Origin of the sequence: Shewanella atlantica, from assembly GCF_003966265.1 — a bacterium.
GTDB classification, from domain to species: Bacteria; Pseudomonadota; Gammaproteobacteria; order Enterobacterales; family Shewanellaceae; genus Shewanella; species Shewanella atlantica.
This window is the reverse complement of sequence record NZ_RXNV01000002.1, coordinates 705,045-723,072: the sequence shown is the minus strand read 5'-3', so window position 1 is coordinate 723,072 and position 18,028 is coordinate 705,045. Positions and strand designations below refer to the sequence as shown.

At 45.0% G+C, this 18,028-nt stretch carries 15 protein-coding genes; 6 read left to right on the top strand and 9 right to left on the bottom strand.

The annotated features are described in order from the left end of the window. From EKG39_RS08475 to EKG39_RS08460, 4 genes are all read left to right on the top strand, one after another. Entirely contained in the window at positions 1–765 is a 765-nt protein-coding gene (locus tag EKG39_RS08475) for a thiazole synthase (protein ID WP_126505268.1), read from the top strand. A 36-nt stretch (positions 766–801) separates the two neighbouring features. Next, positions 802–1,923 carry a 2-iminoacetate synthase ThiH gene (thiH, locus tag EKG39_RS08470; protein ID WP_126505267.1) on the top strand — a complete coding sequence of 374 codons (1,122 nt, stop codon included), beginning with the start codon at positions 802–804 and terminating at the stop codon, positions 1,921–1,923. Between the two features lie 101 nt (positions 1,924–2,024). Next, positions 2,025–2,294 carry a flagellar basal body rod C-terminal domain-containing protein gene (locus tag EKG39_RS08465; protein ID WP_126505266.1) on the top strand — a complete coding sequence of 90 codons (270 nt, stop codon included), beginning with the start codon at positions 2,025–2,027 and terminating at the stop codon, positions 2,292–2,294. Positions 2,295–2,299: 5 nt separating this feature from the next. Next, positions 2,300–3,664 carry a putative metalloprotease CJM1_0395 family protein gene (locus EKG39_RS08460; RefSeq protein ID WP_126505265.1) on the top strand — a complete coding sequence of 455 codons (1,365 nt, stop codon included), beginning with the start codon at positions 2,300–2,302 and terminating at the stop codon, positions 3,662–3,664. A 35-nt stretch (positions 3,665–3,699) separates the two neighbouring features. Here the strand turns inward: EKG39_RS08460 and EKG39_RS08455 are convergent, their stop codons facing one another. The 9 genes from EKG39_RS08455 to cmoA all read right to left on the bottom strand — a co-directional run bounded on the left by EKG39_RS08455 (position 3,700) and on the right by cmoA (position 13,120). Further along, positions 3,700–4,593, bottom strand: a complete 894-nt coding sequence (locus EKG39_RS08455) for a LysR family transcriptional regulator (RefSeq protein WP_126505264.1) — start codon at positions 4,591–4,593, stop codon at positions 3,700–3,702. A gap of 81 nt (positions 4,594–4,674) precedes the next feature. After that, entirely contained in the window at positions 4,675–4,989 is a 315-nt protein-coding gene (locus EKG39_RS08450; RefSeq protein ID WP_126505263.1) for a hypothetical protein, read from the bottom strand. A gap of 104 nt (positions 4,990–5,093) precedes the next feature. After that, positions 5,094–6,179, bottom strand: a complete 1,086-nt coding sequence (locus tag EKG39_RS08445) for a DUF3541 domain-containing protein (protein ID WP_126505262.1) — start codon at positions 6,177–6,179, stop codon at positions 5,094–5,096. Next, complete coding sequence (locus tag EKG39_RS08440; RefSeq protein WP_126505261.1) at positions 6,133–7,872, bottom strand: M2 family metallopeptidase; 1,740 nt, start codon at positions 7,870–7,872, stop codon at positions 6,133–6,135. Before EKG39_RS08440 ends, EKG39_RS08445 begins: the two co-directional genes overlap by 47 nt. Beyond that, positions 7,835–8,797, bottom strand: coding sequence for an alpha-L-glutamate ligase-like protein (locus EKG39_RS08435; protein ID WP_126505260.1), 963 nt, complete (start codon positions 8,795–8,797; stop codon positions 7,835–7,837). Before EKG39_RS08435 ends, EKG39_RS08440 begins: the two co-directional genes overlap by 38 nt. Before the next feature lie 2 nt (positions 8,798–8,799). Beyond that, positions 8,800–10,311: a UUP1 family membrane protein gene (locus tag EKG39_RS08430; RefSeq protein ID WP_126505259.1), complete on the bottom strand. Its 1,512-nt coding sequence runs from the start codon at positions 10,309–10,311 to the stop codon at positions 8,800–8,802. Positions 10,312–10,322: 11 nt separating this feature from the next. After that, entirely contained in the window at positions 10,323–11,066 is a 744-nt protein-coding gene (locus EKG39_RS08425; RefSeq protein ID WP_126505258.1) for an ATP-dependent zinc protease family protein, read from the bottom strand. Between the two features lie 97 nt (positions 11,067–11,163). After that, positions 11,164–12,156 (bottom strand): tRNA 5-methoxyuridine(34)/uridine 5-oxyacetic acid(34) synthase CmoB, encoded by a 993-nt coding sequence (gene cmoB, locus EKG39_RS08420; RefSeq protein ID WP_126505257.1) that lies wholly within the window; start codon positions 12,154–12,156, stop codon positions 11,164–11,166. Positions 12,157–12,388: 232 nt separating this feature from the next. Next, entirely contained in the window at positions 12,389–13,120 is a 732-nt protein-coding gene (cmoA, locus tag EKG39_RS08415) for a carboxy-S-adenosyl-L-methionine synthase CmoA (protein ID WP_126505256.1), read from the bottom strand. A 148-nt stretch (positions 13,121–13,268) separates the two neighbouring features. Between cmoA and EKG39_RS08410 the strand changes: the two genes are divergently transcribed. Both EKG39_RS08410 and aspS read left to right on the top strand, forming a co-directional pair. Then, on the top strand, positions 13,269–16,067 hold the full coding sequence (locus tag EKG39_RS08410) for a transporter substrate-binding domain-containing protein (protein WP_126505255.1): 2,799 nt from the start codon (positions 13,269–13,271) through the stop codon (positions 16,065–16,067). A gap of 171 nt (positions 16,068–16,238) precedes the next feature. Beyond that, the gene (gene aspS, locus EKG39_RS08405) at positions 16,239–18,026 is read left to right on the top strand and encodes an aspartate--tRNA ligase (protein WP_126505254.1); all 1,788 of its coding nucleotides are present in this window, start codon (positions 16,239–16,241) and stop codon (positions 18,024–18,026) included. Positions 18,027–18,028: the final 2 nt, after the last annotated feature.

The window sequence follows — 18,028 nt, the reverse complement described above, 5'->3', positions numbered from 1 at the left end:
ATGCTAAAAATTGCAGAACATGAGTTTAATTCCAGATTGTTTACCGGTACCGGAAAGTTTTCATCGGCTAAGTTGATGCTGGAAGCGATCCAGGCTTCAGAGTCCCAACTGGTGACTATGGCGATGAAAAGGTTAGATCTTAGTACTGGCAGCGATGAGATCTTATTACCCTTACAGCAAAGTGGCATCAAGTTGCTTCCCAATACGTCTGGAGCAAGAAATGCTAAAGAGGCCGTATTTGCGGCAGAATTAGCGAAAGAGGTATTGAACACTAATTGGATCAAACTGGAGATCCACCCGGACCCAAAATATCTGATGCCCGATCCGGTTGAGACGTTAGCAGCAGCTAAGACCCTTTGCGATAAAGGCTTCGTTGTCCTGCCTTATGTGCATGCAGATCCGGTGTTGTGTCGCCGCTTAGAAGAGGTAGGTTGCGCCGCCGTTATGCCTCTGGCCAGTCCCATAGGTTCAAATCAAGGTTTAGCTACCGAAACCTTTCTCAAAATAATCATCGAGCAAGCACGAGTCCCCGTGGTTGTCGATGCCGGTATCGGTACACCATCTCAGGCTACACACGCCATGGAGTTAGGTGCCGATGCAGTATTGGTTAACACCGCTATCGCCAGCAGCCCGGATCCCGTCGCCATGGCGCGCTGCTTTTCCCAAGCGGTAGCAACCGGTAGAGAGGCGTATCTGGCAGGACTTGGTCAGGTCAGTTCGCGAGCCGAGCACACGAGTCCGTTAACGGGGTTTCTCAATGAATAAGTTGAGCATTATACATTCGCTATACAGGAGTCACTTATGAGCTTCCTCTCTTATCTGAAGAACCTTGATCGGGAGAAGCTTAAGCTCAGGCTCTATTCTACAACCAGACAGGAGGTTGAGAGAGCACTAATATCGCCTGAGGGGTCACTCGACAGTTTATTGGCCTTACTCTCCCCTGCGGCAGAAGGTTTTATCGAAGAGATGGCGCAACGGTCATCAGCCCTGACAAGGAAAAGGTTTGGCTCAAACCTTGGTATGTACCTGCCTCTCTATCTGTCAAATTTATGTGCTAACGAGTGTGATTATTGTGGTTTTAGCATGAGTAACAGGCTGAAAAGAGAGACGCTGAACCAGGAACAGCTGGATGCCGAGATGGCGGTGATTAAGAAAACGGGTTACGACTCGATACTGCTGGTTTCGGGAGAGCACGAATCCAAAGTCGGAATCGACTACTTTAAAACAGTCCTTCCGAGGGTAAAACAACATTTCAGTTATCTTGCGATGGAAGTTCAACCTCTTAAGGAGAGCGAATACTCTGATTTAGTCGACTTAGGTTTAGATGCGGTGATGATCTATCAAGAGACTTATAACCCGGATACCTACGCAAAACATCATACCAGAGGTAAAAAGAAGGACTTCGCCTATCGTGTGGGTACTCCGGAGAGAGTGGCTAAAGCCGGCGTCGATAAAATTGGTATCGGTGTGCTACTGGGCTTAGACGATTGGCGCTTAGACGCGCTGTTGTTGGGTCATCACCTCTCTTATCTGGAGTCCAGATATTGGCGGTCTCGTTACAGTGTTTCACTGCCAAGGTTAAGGCCCTGCACAGGAGGGATAACTCCCAAAGTTGAACTGACAGATAAAGGTCTGGTTCAGTTAATTTGTGCATTCAGGCTGTTTAATGAACAGCTTGAGATCAGTCTCTCCACACGTGAGTCTGCACAGTTGCGCGATAACCTCTTAGGCCTTGGGATCACCAATATCAGTGCCGGAAGTTCGACACAACCGGGGGGGTATGTTAAGCCAAATACCGAGTTGAATCAGTTTGATATCAGCGATGAGAGAACGGCCTTGGAGGTGAGTAAAGCCATAAGAGCTCGGGGATTTAATCCCGTATGGAAAGATTGGGAGACGGCTTGGGTAAGAAGCGGCTCTTGATCTCTCTGGTTATATTGTGGTCAAACATTAGAGAAACTGTACTTCTCTGTCCCGATGGTTAATAATTAACCATAAGACCGAGTTTTTTTGGAGCTACCATTATGGAAATACCTTCCAGTTTTTCTTCCGGACTTTCTGGATTACAAAATGCGCAGTCTGGTTTGACTCAAGCCACGGTAGATGTGGCCAAGCCAGCACAGCCTCAGCCTGATGCTAATTTAGAGGCCGATGCCAGCAGACCCGTTGAGAATGTTGATAAGACTCAGGCATTAGTGTCAGCAATAGAGGCACAAAACCAAGGTGAAGCTTCTGTTGAAGTATTAGAAACATCTTCGGAGACCATAGGTACGATTATTGACCTAGAGGTGTAGTCACCATGTTAGGCGTCATCTCTTCGCCTGATATTCAGCGAAGGCAGGAACACAAGTTACCTGCTGTGCCTGCGGCTTCCAGAGCCGGATTAAAGAGTGCACCGGCGATAGATTCCTCCGCCAAGCCAGCTGTTAGTTCCGAGTCGATTAACGGCAAAATCAGACAAACACAACCAAGCAAGTCAAGCAGTACGCGACCGGTATCTGAGTCGATCGCGGTTTCGCCTAATGTTTTTGCGCCAGTGACAAATTCTGCGGTCCTCACTGCCGAGACCACTCATATATCTTCACCTCAAATCGCGACTTCTGATCTTTCCGTCAACAGATTAAATGTAAATGAAAACCCGCCTCAGCCAACTTTTAGTCTTACTCTGGGACCGTTAACTGTTGCAGGCATATTCAATGCCCGCAGTTCTGCTACAGGTTTTGAGGTGAGTGATTCCACTTTTAACCCCCAAGTACCTCAAGGGCCTGAGGTGAGCTCGGTATTCGATGAGATATTTTCACCGACGACCATTAACCCCGGTGAGGGGCGTGATGCTGTAGAGCCGGGAACTTCGGGTAACCGCTCGGTTGAACCTGATAGCCCCCCACAGAATATATTTGCCAAGGAGTCTGACGCCGGGGATGAAAAAGAACCTGTCTCAATATTTAAACCTTCAGAGCTGAGTGAGCAGGGGGGGAAAGATGAAAGTGATAACGTCAAAGCGGTTATCGAACAGCAAATTTTGGCCGAACTGGCGAAACGAGATTCAGAGGTAAAGGCACATGAGCATGCTCACTCCTCTGTGGGAGGGAGTTTAGCGCAAAGCCCTCAATTTAGTTATGAACGAGGTAGCGATGGTAATCGATATGCCGTAGATGGTGAAGTGTCTATCGATATATCTATCGTGCAGGGGGACCCTTTAGCTACGATAAACAAGATGAGAAAGGTATACGCGGCAGCCATGGCTCCTGCTAACCCGTCGATGGCAGATATCAGAGTCGCCGCCGATGCACTAAGAAAGATAAATCAGGCACAATCGGAACTGGTTGAAAAGAGACAGAGTGAGGTTATGACAATTGAAGATATGACCCCTCTGATAGATGCTCAAGCCTTCTTAGATGGTCTAAATCCTCCAGAGCCTCCTGAGATAGCGATAGGCGGAGAGATAGACACTACCGGTACCATACGAAGAGCGCAGCCTGAAGAAAATAATGTGGTGAAACAAACCATAGAGAGGATAAACGAGCAAGTAAAGGCCCCATCTGAACCCGTATTTGAGCTATTAAGCAGTAAAGATCAAACTGAAGGCTATCTCACTAAGACCTTACTCGAAAAATACCTGCCCGTTAATAGCGCCTCCGGCTCCTTGAGCTTTAGTGTTTAAATCTAAATCTAAATCTAAATCTAAGCCCATTAATTTTAATCCTTACTGTGTTGAGCTAAGATAAGCTTTTCCAGTAGTTCACTGGCTGGACCTTGTCTGTCTCGATTAGGGACAATCAGGCTCATCATCACCTTTTTATGGCTACTTCCTCTGAGTGTGAGCTGGCATAACTGGCCTGAGTCGATAAGTGGAGTTACTAAGTGTTCTGGCACCCAGCAGAAACCGATATTGCGGTTTAGTATAGCTAAGGCCTCATGGAAGTTTGAGACGGTCCACCTCTGTTCCGCCTTAAGCCAACCTATATCGGTACTCGATGCCTGTCCCGTATCTTTAATGACGAGTTGAAGATATTCGGCTAATAAGAGGTCATCACAGATCTCCGGCTCGCTTGCCAGAGGGTGTTGTGGATGACAGACGAGTAAGAAGTTAAGGTCACACAAGGGTTCGCTGAGATAACCTTTGGGCGCAACACCGCCGGAGATGGCAATATCTACGGCTTGTTCTGTGATCAGTTCGTGGGTACCGGTAATGACAGAGTCTATGATAGTTATCCGGGTTCCCCGGCTTTCCGGTTGAAAGGCCGATAATGCATCGACCAGCTTGTCCATAGGATAGATGATCTCCCGTGCAATGGTGAGACTCGGTTCCCACCCATTCTCCAAATTATTTGCGAGTAATTCGAGTTCCGCCACTGACTTAGTGATGTGGCGTGACCGCCTCAAGAGTACCTCACCCTGCTCGGTCAGATAGGCTTTGCGTCCTTTGACTTCGAGCAGTTCTATACCCAATTGGGCCTGAAGTTTAGCCACTGCATGATTCAGAGAGGACTGGCTTTTGTTCAGTTGTTCTGCCGCCTGGGAGTAGCCGCCATAATCGACTACTGCCTGTAACGTACGCCATTGCTCGAGTGTTGATTTGGCTCTATCCATAATTAACTCAATCCACTTCTCTAATTATCATCTTATTTAGGTTGCTTATAATGTTTAAAATAAGATTTGGTTATGTGCCGATTATTTGGAATACTCCATTAACTCTACCGGAGCTCCATTGACCTCAATAAAGGCCACCATCAAACCTTCACTTGGCGAACTTGGTTCAATAATCACTTTCTTGCCCTGCAGTTCTACCATTAAATCGTCAACCTCAAAAGCGACGTGTGGAACTGTTTTTACTAATTCAGGGTATGGCGCATCAGCCCAAAATCTCTGCCATTGAATGCCATAGGGATTATTCTCATGATCTGATACCGTTATTTTCAAATGAGGCAAATCAATTTCACCTTCGAAACTAGCCGTTGTCGGAATTCCTAAATGGTTAAATTTCATTGAATGTCCTAATTTGTGTAAATTCAAGCACATTACAATGGCCTGATACCAATCAGGCCAATGAGGTTTTATTCCCGGGCATATAGCTCTTTATCGGGAAAGGATCACAGCTTCTCTTTGACCTGCTTAGGCAGGTATTTCTTCGTTGCCTTAAGCTGGCCGAAGTAGGGGCCCTTGTGTAGTTTTTCGGGCCACTTGAGCAACATCATGGCTAACACATTTCTGTGTTCTCCCATCGCTAGGTCGGGATTTCCCATGGGAGAGGGAATCATCTGCTCCTCTTTGTCGAATGCATTAATGATATGTTGCTGAGTTAAGGCGACAACGGGATTATCTGAAAGGCCGGCAAGATGAAAGCTTATACCGACTTCGGCAATAATATCATCTGTCGCATCTTTTAATATTCGGTCGATATTGGCTTCAAAATAGTCAAGGATCCAGGCAAACTCTTTAGGGCTGACATCATGCTGATAGTATTCACTGGCAGCAAAAATGAAATGAGTCATACCGTAGAGCTTATTTCGGTACTGTTTCTTATTTAGCTTGTCGTCTTTGTTATCCGGGTAGACAGATATAAACGCCTGTTTATACGGCTCTAAATAATCTCCGACGCCCAGTTGTTTAGCCCAATAGACATAGTTTATCAGTTGTGCCGCCCACGATTTTATCATCGCCTTATCGGTCAATCCGGCTTCAAGTTCCGCTTTCTTAAGGGTCTTGATTAATTTGTCATGACAGGGACCGGTTAAGCCAAACTCGTCGATACGGCTCGAGAAGCGTAGCAGCACATCCGTATAAAACAAAAACTCAGGAAAAGGTTCGAGGGCTTTTTTTCGCGCTTTTGCTCTCGGGCCTTTTCCCAGTACTGAGATGGCTTTTTCGGCTTCAGATTGAATGAAGTTTGCCTTGTCTAAGTTACAGGCATAAAAGTCCTGTGAGTCGCTGACCGCGTAAAGATCGACAAGCGCGGCATTGGCATACTTTTCGTCGCCGGTCATGCGGTACATTCTGATACCGTAGTGCCCCTGTATCCGGGGGGGGAGTTGATACAGATGTTGCTCTAAGTTGTTCTTGATCCCATAAAACACTTCGTCTTGAGCTGTATGGCTGGTGGACACTTGAGAGTTAGCAAAAGTACCAAAGCTAAAAAGTGCAAGTGACAGGACGCTGATCTTGAGAAAGGGGGGCATCATTTATCCTTTTAATAAGAGATTTGGCATCGATGGGTGAACCCAAGAGTGTCTCGAGCCTCTGGCCCAGACGCGAGGAAGGTTCATTAATCATAAGTATGTCAAAAACCTTGTATCGTTCCCGACAGTTTTTGGTTGATTGATAAATAAAGTTGGCCAGAGATTCTTGCCAAACATCTTGATAATAAATCGGGCCTTCGTTGGCAATGGCAAAGAAGTTATAAGCATAATCTTGTGGTTCATTCCAGGCTTGACCAAATGCACGAATAAACTCATCGCTAAGGTTGGGGTAGAGTTTAGGCTGAGCATTTGAATAAAAATTGATTGCGACTTTTGCCCTAAATACTTTTAGCTGTCGACCGTAGGAAGCTAATTTCTGCTCTCGACTCTTGTCATCCAAAGGGGGAGAAATCGCATCGCTAAGGTAATACTCTAACCAAAGCCGACCTAATTTAGAAGTATCCTGTGTTTCACCTAATGCATTGATAAGGTAATGGTGACTGCTGGAGGATAAGGTAGCGAAGGCTGATGCCGTAGCCTTAATCAAAGCTTGCTGATCTCTATAGCTATTGAGCAGAGGCTTAGATGATATCCGTATTTGACCAAACTGGTTCCCCACAACCGGAAATCTTAGTGTCTGTGCGCGAATATATGGGGCTTCACCGAAGAAGATGTCACCTAATAACCTGTGTCGGTGCCACACTCGATGAACATTATCTGTGATCATTTCAACATGAAAACCTAGTGGTTCAGCGGCCTCGTATATGCGTATGAGCATCGAAGCTGAATCTAAAACCGCGATCTTGGTTATGGCACTTTGACTGAGGCTGGTACCAAACTTCCAAGGAGGCGAGTCTACTCGTCGAGTCACTGAATCTAAAAACGCTTTTACAAGTTCCGGTGTTGAAAGGAATTGCTTTGATAGTGAGTAGTCGGTGTGATCCCTGTAGCCCGCCTGAGCGGCGGTCTCGTTTCTTAATCGAACGATACGGGCTAATGCTTCTTCGTTCTTTTCACGGGCACGGCTCTGGTAAGCGTTCCACACGAGCTGCTGGCAACGAGAGTCTTGTTGTTGGATTAAATAAGCCGCGATATTTTTATCGAAGGTTTTGATTTTCGTTTGGGGAGAAGCCTTTGTTTCCATCTCATGAGGTATATCACAGTTAGTATTGCCGAAATGCAAGGTTAACGCTTGGGAGCGTAAGCCGAGTTTCACAGCGGCTTGTGAGGTATGAAGTTGAGATTTGTGAATGATGTTAGCGTTATTATCGATAAGATCACTCCAGCGTAAACTCAATTGAACTAGTTCTTGGTTTTCCCGGTTGTTAAAGCCGAGTAGCTGAGTTAACGCAGGTGAAGCCAATGCTTCAGCCATCAGATCAGCCAGATGAAGTTGGCATTGCAGCAAACTTTCCTGGTATTTTGGGGATATGGTCAGGCTTTTATAGTATCGAAGACGATCTTTGACATTAAACAGGCCCAACATTGAAGCCTCTAATGCACGGCTCCTGTCTACGGCATCTTCAATATCAAGCAAGGGAGCAGGTGAAGATAGAGTAACTTGTTCAGGAGACTGCAGTTTCAGGCACTGCTCAACGAGTAGGGGAAGAGGAGATACGGCGGACAGAGCCGCCGAATTGACACCGAGAAAAAGACTAAAGCTGAGCGCTATGAGCAAAATGCTTTTTGGCATATTCGACACGTTCATCCACAGTCATATTATGATTACCCAAAGAATCGACATGGTTCAGGTAAGGTAAAATCCCCCGGTTATTGGCAATCTGAATCGCAAGACCCGGTCTGGCATTAAGCTCCAGCAGCAGTGGTCCTTTTACTTTATCCAGTACCATATCTGTACCTAAATATCCCATTTCACACATTTCATAGGCTTTAGAAGCAGTGTGAAGGAGGAAGTCCCAGTGAGGCACCTGTATGTCGGTTAATATTTTATTGGTATCAGGATGTAGATCGACAGGTGTGTCAAACTGAACCGCATGTAATCCCTTTCCCGTTCCAATATCGACACCTACGCCGACCGCACCCTGGTGAAGGTTAGCCTTACCATCGGAAGCCGCGGTGGACAGTCTGAGCATTCCCATTACAGGAAACCCCTTATATACGATCAGCCTGATGTCCGGCACACCTTCATAGGAGTAGCCATCGAAAACCGGGTCGAATTGAATGAGTCCTTCGACGATGGCAACATCCGGTGAGCCACCTAATGAGAACAAGCCGCTGAGAATGTTTGAGACATGGCGGTACACTTCACTCGGTACAACTTCCTGGCCGTTAGGCTTATAGTAACGACCCTCTTCGACTTTGGTTATCACCAAAATCCCTTTACCGCCAGACCCTTTAGATGGTTTGATAACAAAGCCATCCTCTCGGAGAACCATTTCAGGGATCTCTTCGATCTCATGCTGCTCGCGTACCACGCCGATTAGGGCAGGTACCGCAATATCATTAGCAATTGCAAGTTGTTTGGTCGTTAACTTGTCGTCCACCCGCTTATAAAACTTACGCGGGTTACAGCGTCCGATATAATCAATATTACGCTTATTCATACACAGCACGCCCTTTTTGCGCAGTGCTGTGGGTTTGGCAAATGACAGTCTCATGACTACTCTCCGGCCAATGGCTTAAAGCGTCTAAGCTCCAGCAAGCGATAACCTGTATATTGACCCATCAACAAGACCACGGCCAAAATTACCAGGTGAATGCCTAAGAAGTTAAATACCCAGTGTTGTACCCAAGTCGCACTCATTGCCAAATAAGCAAGTGTTGCTACGAATAAGCTGCCGCCACCTTGTAATACCACCTCTTTAGGTCCTTCCTCTTCCCATAAGATAGACATTCTTTCAATGGTCCACGCGAGAATAATCATAGGGAAGAAAGTGATAGTTAAGCCTTCACTCAGACCTAATTTATAGGAGAGGAGGGTAAATACGCCAATAATTCCTATGACGACGATAATAACTGCCGATATTCGTGAGATCAGCAGTAAGTTAAGATCCGATAGGTAAGAGCGTATCATCAGACCGCAGGCTACGATCAAGATGAAGCCTACGAGACCTGTCAGTAAAGTTGTCTGGATAAACGCTAATGCAATCAATACCGGCATAAAGGTTCCTGACGTTTTTAAACCGACGATGACCCGTAAAAAAACCACCATAAGCACGCCAATCGGTATCAATAGGATGCCTTTGAAGAGTGCCTGCTCCTCCAGAGGTAAATTATAAAGTGAGAAGTCTAACGCGTCCTGGTTATTCATCACATCCAAAGAGGTGGCAAGTGCTGAGCGGGTATCTTGAAGCATCGAGAAGTTGACTTGGGAGTTTACGCCACCAATGACATCGAGAACCGATTTACCAGAGCGATCCCAAAGTAACAGATTATCATCTCGACCCTGAGTTCCGTTGTTAGGGTCGAACAGGTGCCATTCACCGTCATTATAGACTTCAACAAAGGGGCTTAACTGCTGTCTGCGACGTTGGTCTTCCAGAAACAGACCACTCACTTCCTGAGCCGGGATCCCTTTGCTTTGGAGCATACGCAAAAATAGCTTAGTGGGAGAGTTACTGCTTAGCAAAAGTTCAATATTCTGGCTTCTCTCCTGTGCATTTAATGCTTTGTTTAACTGCTGGGCAAAAGAGAGATTAGTGGCACTCTTTGCCCAAACTTCTTCTATTGCCTGCTCTGCTGCGGCCTGTTCAGTTGCAGGCCAGATATAGGGTTTTGGTGCCAAAGGTTCTGCACTAGCCATTACCTTCGTTGACCCGGTTGGGATGATGGTCACCTTGTAATAAAGGTCTTGCTGCCCTTGCGCCGAACGGACTGACCAAATAGCACGTCTGTCTGATTGGTCGTTAGTATCGGTTATTGATAAGCCGTAACCTGGTGACGTTGCATTTTCCACAAGAATTTCGAATGCCGGATCCCTAGGCAGTGAAAAAGAGACCTCGGCAGGTTTGCCTGTGCCTTGAAATTGTACTTTGGCATCGACAGCCCAACTTTGGACTTGCTTACCGGGCAGGAAAGGCACTTTATGTTCTACGCCACGATAAACGCTTGCCGTGATCCCTAAAATAAATAGCAGTGCAACGAGTATGTAAAACGGTTTCTTAGAATGCATCAACTAAATTCCTATTTGTTTACGACTGCGGTCGTCTTCTTTTTTCCATGAATATATGTTTGCCCGACATCGACAACCGCGATGTCTTGCATAAATTTACGGCCGAGTAAGAGTGGGAATTCTAAGTGACTACGATCTACCAGGTTAAGATCGGTTTCCGCCTTATACTTGCCTATCTTCAGGTGAGCATGAATAACCGGGCGGCGATCGCTTTTCTCATCAGAGTCTTGCTTTATGCGTACAAAACGTTCGACTTTCGATTCGAATGTTTGTGCCGGAGCCTCGGCTCCATCGGTGTAGACATCGAAGCGTACCCACTGTTTTCCATCTCTCTCGAATAGAATGATATTGCGTGAGTCGAGTGAAGAAGATTCTGCACCTGTGTCGATACGAGTATTGAAATTGCCTTTAATCTCGTCAATATACACATTCTCTTCCGCTCCGAGCAGAAATTTACCGCCTAGGGGGGAGGGTGGACAGTCCATCGGGACTGGAACAATAGTCTCTTCAGGTTCGATACTTATCGTCGAAATCTGAGTCTCGAGAGCCTTTATTTGCGCAGATAACGCTGTGAAACCTGTAGTTTGAGCGTGTTTAGACTCATCGATAGCGACGACAAGATCTGCTTGTTGCTTCGCCAGACCAGACTCTAAAGCCGCAGCATCGATAGGCTGAGGTGCATTTTCTGTTGATGTAGTTGCTGCACAACCCGCTAAGGTTGAGATCACGGCAATACAGATTATCTGCTTTAACATAGTGCTTCCCATTTACTATTGTATTCAGTACGTGTGAAATCGATCTCTTACTTAATCGACTCAATGGTAATCATTACCAAAAATGTGCAAAGTTAATTTAAACTAAATCTTTATTGGGCTGATTCTTCGTCGCTATAAACGTCGCGCGTTTAGGCGCTGGATAACCTTCGATGGTCAGATCTACGTTGGTCGGATCCAGGTAATCGACTAATGACTCATTCGGCATCCAATCTGTGCTTCTCTGTTCAGCCAACGAAGTGACATCAATATCTACACATTTAACATCAATAAAGTCTGCTTTTTTAAGCCAAAGTTCTAATGCGGCGGCAGATGGAAGAAACCATACATTATTCATCTTGCCATATCTATCTTCTGGAACGAGAACGGTATTTTCATCACCATCAATGACTAAGGTCTCTAAAACTAATTCACCACCTGTTCGCAATTGATCTCTTAGTTGTAACAAATGATCAATAGGTGAACGACGGTGGTACAAGACCCCCATTGAAAATACGGTATCGAATGCATCCAGTGGTGGAAGCTCTTCGATTCCTAATGGTAGTAGATGAACCGGGTGGTGATCACCGGCTAAGCGTTTGATTGCTTCAAACTGGCAAAGGAAAAGGGTGGAGGGATCTATGCCGACGACATGCTTGGCTCCTTCGCCCAACATACGCCACATATGGTAGCCACTGCCACAACCTACATCTAATACGGTGCGATTGTTTAGTGGAGAAAGGTGTGGAAGGATTCGCTCCCATTTCCAGTCTGAACGCCATTCAGTATCGATATCGATACCATGTACTGAGAAAGGTCCTTTACGCCAAGGTTGAAAAATACGTAACAGGTTTTCCAGTTTTTCCCTTTCACCTTTAGTCAACTGCTGCCCGGAACCAATGGAAACGCTGTTCTTGAGGTCGAGGGAATCAGGGGTTGGATAATGTAACTTGTTAAGGACTTTTTCCCATTTAGGTAAGGTGCCATGCTTATGCTCGCGTTGCCATTGACCTAAAATGGCGGGAAGTGTTTCTAACCAATGTTGTAGGCTGGAGTCTGCAATTTGTTTGTAGAAGGAGCTGAAACTGATCACTTTATTGTCACCCTAGATAGCTGCAAAATTGAAGCAATGGAATTTGGTTGATTATTAAATGAGATAAACATCTTTCTTTTGGCGTCCCTGATTTAATCTTAGTTCGTGTTGGGATAGCCATTGGATTTATCGATCTTTACCTCAAATTCATTTGAAGTTATTACTCGTTTTGCCATCTTTTATTGATGAAAGATTGTAATTCACCTCGTCGCAGGATTTTATGGTTACCTATTTACTTTATTGCAACCATAGACGCAAAGTTAAAACATTGAAACCATACGTTGAAATGCTTAAAACCTTGTTTCTTTAAGCGTACCTCGTGCTGTTGCAAGGTGTCTGGTTTCATAACGTGCTCTAAAGAACTGCGTTTCTGGCTGATCTCTAATTCACTGTAGCCATTGGCCCTTTTGAAATCCAGATGCAGATCCACAAGTAGTGACTGTATAGACTCATCTTCGAAGTTTAACTTCTCAGAGAGAACTAAGATCCCGCCTGGTTTGAGTCCCTTATAGATGCTGCTTAGTAGCTTTTCTCTATCTTTAGGTGCCAGAAACTGCATCGTGAAATTAAGAACGACCATAGAGGCGTTTTCAATCTTGATGTCCCTTATGTCACCGCAGACGAGATCTACTGGTGTTTCACTAACATAGGCACTAAGATTTTCTCTGCAGCGCTGGATCATCGACTCACTGTTATCGACGGCAATTATTTTACAATTACGATTATCTATGTGTCTGCGGATACTGAGTGTCGCTGCACCAAGAGAACAGCCGAGATCATATATATTGCTGTCTGTACTGACATACTTATTAGCAAAATCACCGAGGGTGTTGATAATTTGACCATAACCGGGGACAGAGCGTCTGATCATGTCATTGAAAACACCGGCTACTTTTTCATCGAATTGAAAATCGCTTATGTTTTCATATGCTTGTGCATATATAGTATCTTGGGATGTGTTCATTTGATTAACATGGGTAATTTCAACGTTTTATTCTAACGAATGATAGTTGCAACCAGCAAGTCTAGTACTGGAAATTTCTCATAAAATTTTGTCTAATAGCCTACTTATAACAAGATTTTTACACTCGTGTGACCTTTGGGAATAACATTTGAAATCATTTATTAAGCTCCTGTTGTTTTTGCTTGGCTGTATTTTTGCCTTCGGTCTCTATGCCGATGAGGGCAAGCCGTTAGTCTTAGTCATGGGAGAAGATAGTTACCCTTACCAGTTTGTGGATGAGAAAGGGGAGCCCCATGGAATACTTATCGACTTGTGGAAAGTTTGGAGCCAACAAACTGATACAGAAGTCGTTTTTGTTTCACGGCATTGGCATGATTCACTGAAACAACTCTCTCAGGGAGATGCCGATGCTCATGTTGGTTTAGCCCAGACTTCGGTTCGTTCTGAAATATTTGATTTCGCCCAACAGATATCCCAAGTGAGAACCTACCTTTATCTGCATAAAGACCTCTCCGACAAATCGTCATTTACAGATCTTATCCCCTATCAGATTGGCATAGTGTCGGGTTCTTCTCACGAAGCCGAACTGCTTGCTGTCGAGCCAAAATTATCCTTTAAACGCTACAACAGCCGTCATAGCTTATTAAAAGGGGTGATAGAAGGGGAGATACACGTTTTTGCTGGAATGGAAGGTTACCTTAAAGACAATAACCTGAATCGGCAGGTCGTTAACCTTTTTCCCATAAGGAACCGACTCTTGATCAAAGAGTCGCCTCTGCATCCGGCCGTTATCAAGTCCGATTTACACACAGTAAACAAGATAAATTTAGGGTTTGCGGCGATCTCCAGCAAACGTATTGCTGCGATAGAGGAACGTTGGCTTGGTATTAATCAGCAAAAAAGAGGAATAACGGTCGCAACGTCACTCAATATTGAGCCTTTTGTCTCTCTCGGGGGGGATGGGTTGCCCCATGGTTTGTATGTGGATGTTTGGCATCTGTGGTCTGACAAAACGGGGATCCCGGTTTTTTTCTCTGCAGGAGATATGAACAGTTCACTGGATGAGGTTCGAATGGGCAGCGCCGATGTTCACATCGGCTACCCTGAGAGTGACGTACTTAAGAGTGGTCTACTGAGAAGCCAATTATTATACAAGGTAAAAAGCCGACTATTTAGTTTCGGTCATTCAATCGATAGCTTAGATGCTCTTGCCGGAACATTAATCGGCGCGGTTCCGACCGCTCCATACCTTGGTAAGTTAAAACAGGCCGTTCCGGATGCACAGCTCAAACTTTATGATTCTGTAGAGTCGATGATCCAAGCGGCGAGAGAGGGACATATCAGTGGCTTTGTCGCATCGTCAGCATGGACCCAGCATTATCTCGTTTTGAATAATGCCTGGTCAGAGTTTCATCAGTTTGATGATCTTGAATTTGAAACCGATATATTTGTCTTAACCCGACCCGAGAATTTGGGGCTTGATAAACGTATCAAGGCGGGTTTTGAATTAATAGATCAAAATGAATTGGCTGAAATCGAACAAAAATGGATGCTCAATAGTAAGAACCGTGTTTTCGATGTTGAAAATACGCGACTTAAGTTTTCTGAGTCTCAACAAGACTACCTGGCATCTGTCGATGTCTTAAAAGTAGGTTATCTGACTAATTGGAAACCTATGGAGTATGCTGACTCAAACGGCGAGTTTTCAGGAATTAACAGTGAAGTCGTAAAAGTTATCTCTGATAAGCTGAATTTGAAGTTGGAGTCTATCGTTTATGACGAATGGCAGGATTTGATCACTGCACTACTCAATGGTGAGGTTGATATTGCCGGGAGTGTGGCTGAGACCGAGGAGCGTAAGAAGAAACTTCTATTCAGCGAACCTTACTGGCCATCACCATGGGCCCTGGCGACACAGATTGACCGAGTATCTGTATTTCATGTTCAACAGTTAACGGGTCAAAGACTGGCTATCGTCGAAGGTTACCAGCTGGTTACCGACCTCATGAGCGCAGATTATGGGCTGGAATTGCTGGTTGTCGCCGATACACGTGCTGGTCTTAAAGCCGTATCGGAAGGGAAAGCCGACGCCTTCGTCGAAAAAGTTATTAACATGGCTGCAGAACTTAAACAGGGGGATTATGGCCAATTGAAAATGTCCGTCTTGGCAGATTTTTCCGAGCAGCACAGTCACTTTGGGATCCATCCGAATAAAGCAAAATTAGTCCCGATGATAAATATGGCGATAGGTACAATCAATCAGGAGAAACAGCAAGAGATCTATCAAAACTGGGTTAAGCAACTGCCTCTAACTACAAAACAACCGCTGGCTGAAACTTGGTGGTTTTTTATCTGCTTTCTAATACTTGCTTCAATAGTTTTCTTATTGTTATTCAAGTATAAAATGGGCCAGGAAGTCAGCAAAAGGTTAGTGTTAGAAGATAAGCTAAATCATCTTGCTAACCATGATAGCTTAACCCAGTTACCTAATCGTTCACTGCTTGATGATAGGCTAGAACAAGCCGTGCTCCACCATAGCCGGGATTTAAGCACATTTGCTGTACTTTTCGTTAATATTGGTTGCCTCAAAGAGGTTAATAAAAAACTAGGTCACAAAATCGGTGATAACTTGCTCATCAGTATCACACAAGAGTTGAAACAGTCGGTTAGAAAGTCTGATACTGTGGCAAGGTTCGGAGCCGATGAATTCGTGATTATATTGAATCGAACTAAAGATCTGGATATCGTCTGCCAGGTTGCCGACACCGTGTTAACCAATTTAGCAAAAAATCCCCTTGAGGAGATCCCCGTGGAGGATATAAAGCCTAGTATTGGGATTGCTATCTACCCCGCGGATGGCGATACGGCAGTCGAGTTATTAAAAACTGCTGACAAGTTAATGTATCGCGCTAAAAAAAGTGGTGGAAATTGCTATAAATCATCGTGATAATGCATGTTAATTTGTACGAGCTCTGCTTGCTCGGGAAAAGATCTGATTGATACTTCGCCAACTAGCGGCGTAGTGGTTTTGTAATCGGCAATATTTAACTATAATGCCGCTTTTGTCTTGTTTAGAATATTCCTCAGCCATAGGTTTGCGGATAAAGGAAAGAGTTAGATGCGCAGTCAATATTGTGGAGACGTCAATAAGTCTCACGTTGGACAAGAAGTGACCCTAGTGGGTTGGGTAAATCGTAGTCGTGACTTAGGTGGCGTTGTCTTTCTCGATCTTCGTGATAGGGAAGGTATTGTTCAGGTCGTTTATGATCCTGATTTACCAGAAGTATTCGATGTCGCTAGCACGCTGCGCAGTGAGTTTTGTGTACAAGTAACGGGCTTAGTCCGAGCACGTCCTGACAGTCAAGTTAATAAGGACATGCGTACCGGTGAAATTGAAATTCTGGGCAAGGGCCTGACAATTTTAAATAGCGCTGCTCCTTTACCTATCAATATGGATAAGAACCAGCACAACACCGAAGAGCAACGATTGAAGTATCGTTATCTGGATCTACGTCGCCCTGAGATGGCTGATAGAATTGTATTTCGCTCGAAAGTGACCAGTGCCGTTCGCCGTTTCCTTGATGATAATGGGTTCCTGGACATTGAAACGCCGATATTGACCAAGGCTACTCCGGAAGGTGCTCGTGACTACTTAGTCCCTAGTCGTACTTATAAAGGGCAGTTCTTTGCACTTCCTCAATCACCACAGTTGTTTAAGCAACTATTGATGATGTCAGGATTTGATCGTTATTATCAAATCGTTAAATGTTTCCGAGATGAAGATCTGCGTGCCGATCGTCAACCTGAATTTACTCAGATTGATATTGAGACCTCTTTCATGAGCTCAGCCGAAGTGATGGCTAAGACCGAAGAGATGACTCGTGGTTTATTCAAAGATCTGTTAAATGTCGATCTTGGCGAATTTCCTAAAATGACCTTTGCCGATGCCATGCGTCGTTTTGGCTCTGACAAACCGGATCTTCGTAACCCTCTTGAACTTATCGATGTTGCCGATATCCTAAAAGATGTTGAGTTTAAAGTATTCCAGGAGCCAGCTAACGACCCAGCAGGGCGGGTGGCCGTTCTTTGTATCCCTGGTGGTGCAAAGCTTTCACGTAAACAGCTCGATGAATATGCTAAATATGCCACTATCTATGGCGCTAAAGGTTTAGCATGGATGAAGGTAAACGATCTTGATAAAGGTCTGGAAGGCATTCAATCTCCGGTACTCAAGTTCCTTAGCGAAGATGTTGTTAACGGTTTGCTCGAGCGAACTAACGCTAAGACCGGCGATCTGATCCTTTTCGGTGCCGACAAAGCTAACATCGTAGCCGAAGCTATGGGCGCACTTCGTCTTAAAGCTGGTGAAGATTTTGACTTGCTGGATGGCGAGTGGAAGCCATTATGGGTTGTTGATTTCCCAATGTTTGAGCCTACATCAGATGGTGGCTTGCATGCGATGCATCATCCATTCACTGCACCAATGGGGATAACGCCTGAACAGCTTGAAGCCGATCCAACAGCCGCTATTTCTGATGCCTATGACATGGTACTCAATGGTTGCGAACTCGGTGGTGGCTCAGTACGTATTCATAACAGCGAAATGCAATCTGCTGTATTCCGTATTTTGGGTATCGAAGAGGAAGAGGCGAATGAAAAATTTGGCTTCTTACTTGAGGCGCTACGTTATGGTACGCCGCCACATGCAGGTCTAGCATTTGGCTTAGACCGTATCGTTATGTTGATGACTGGCGCGACATCTATTCGTGATGTTATGGCATTCCCTAAAACGACAACTGCTGCATGTCCGTTAACCAATGCTCCTGGTTTTGCTAACCCGGCTCAACTTGTTGAGTTAGGCGTTAATGTTATCGAAAGCGAAGATAACAAAGAAGAACAAGAGTAATA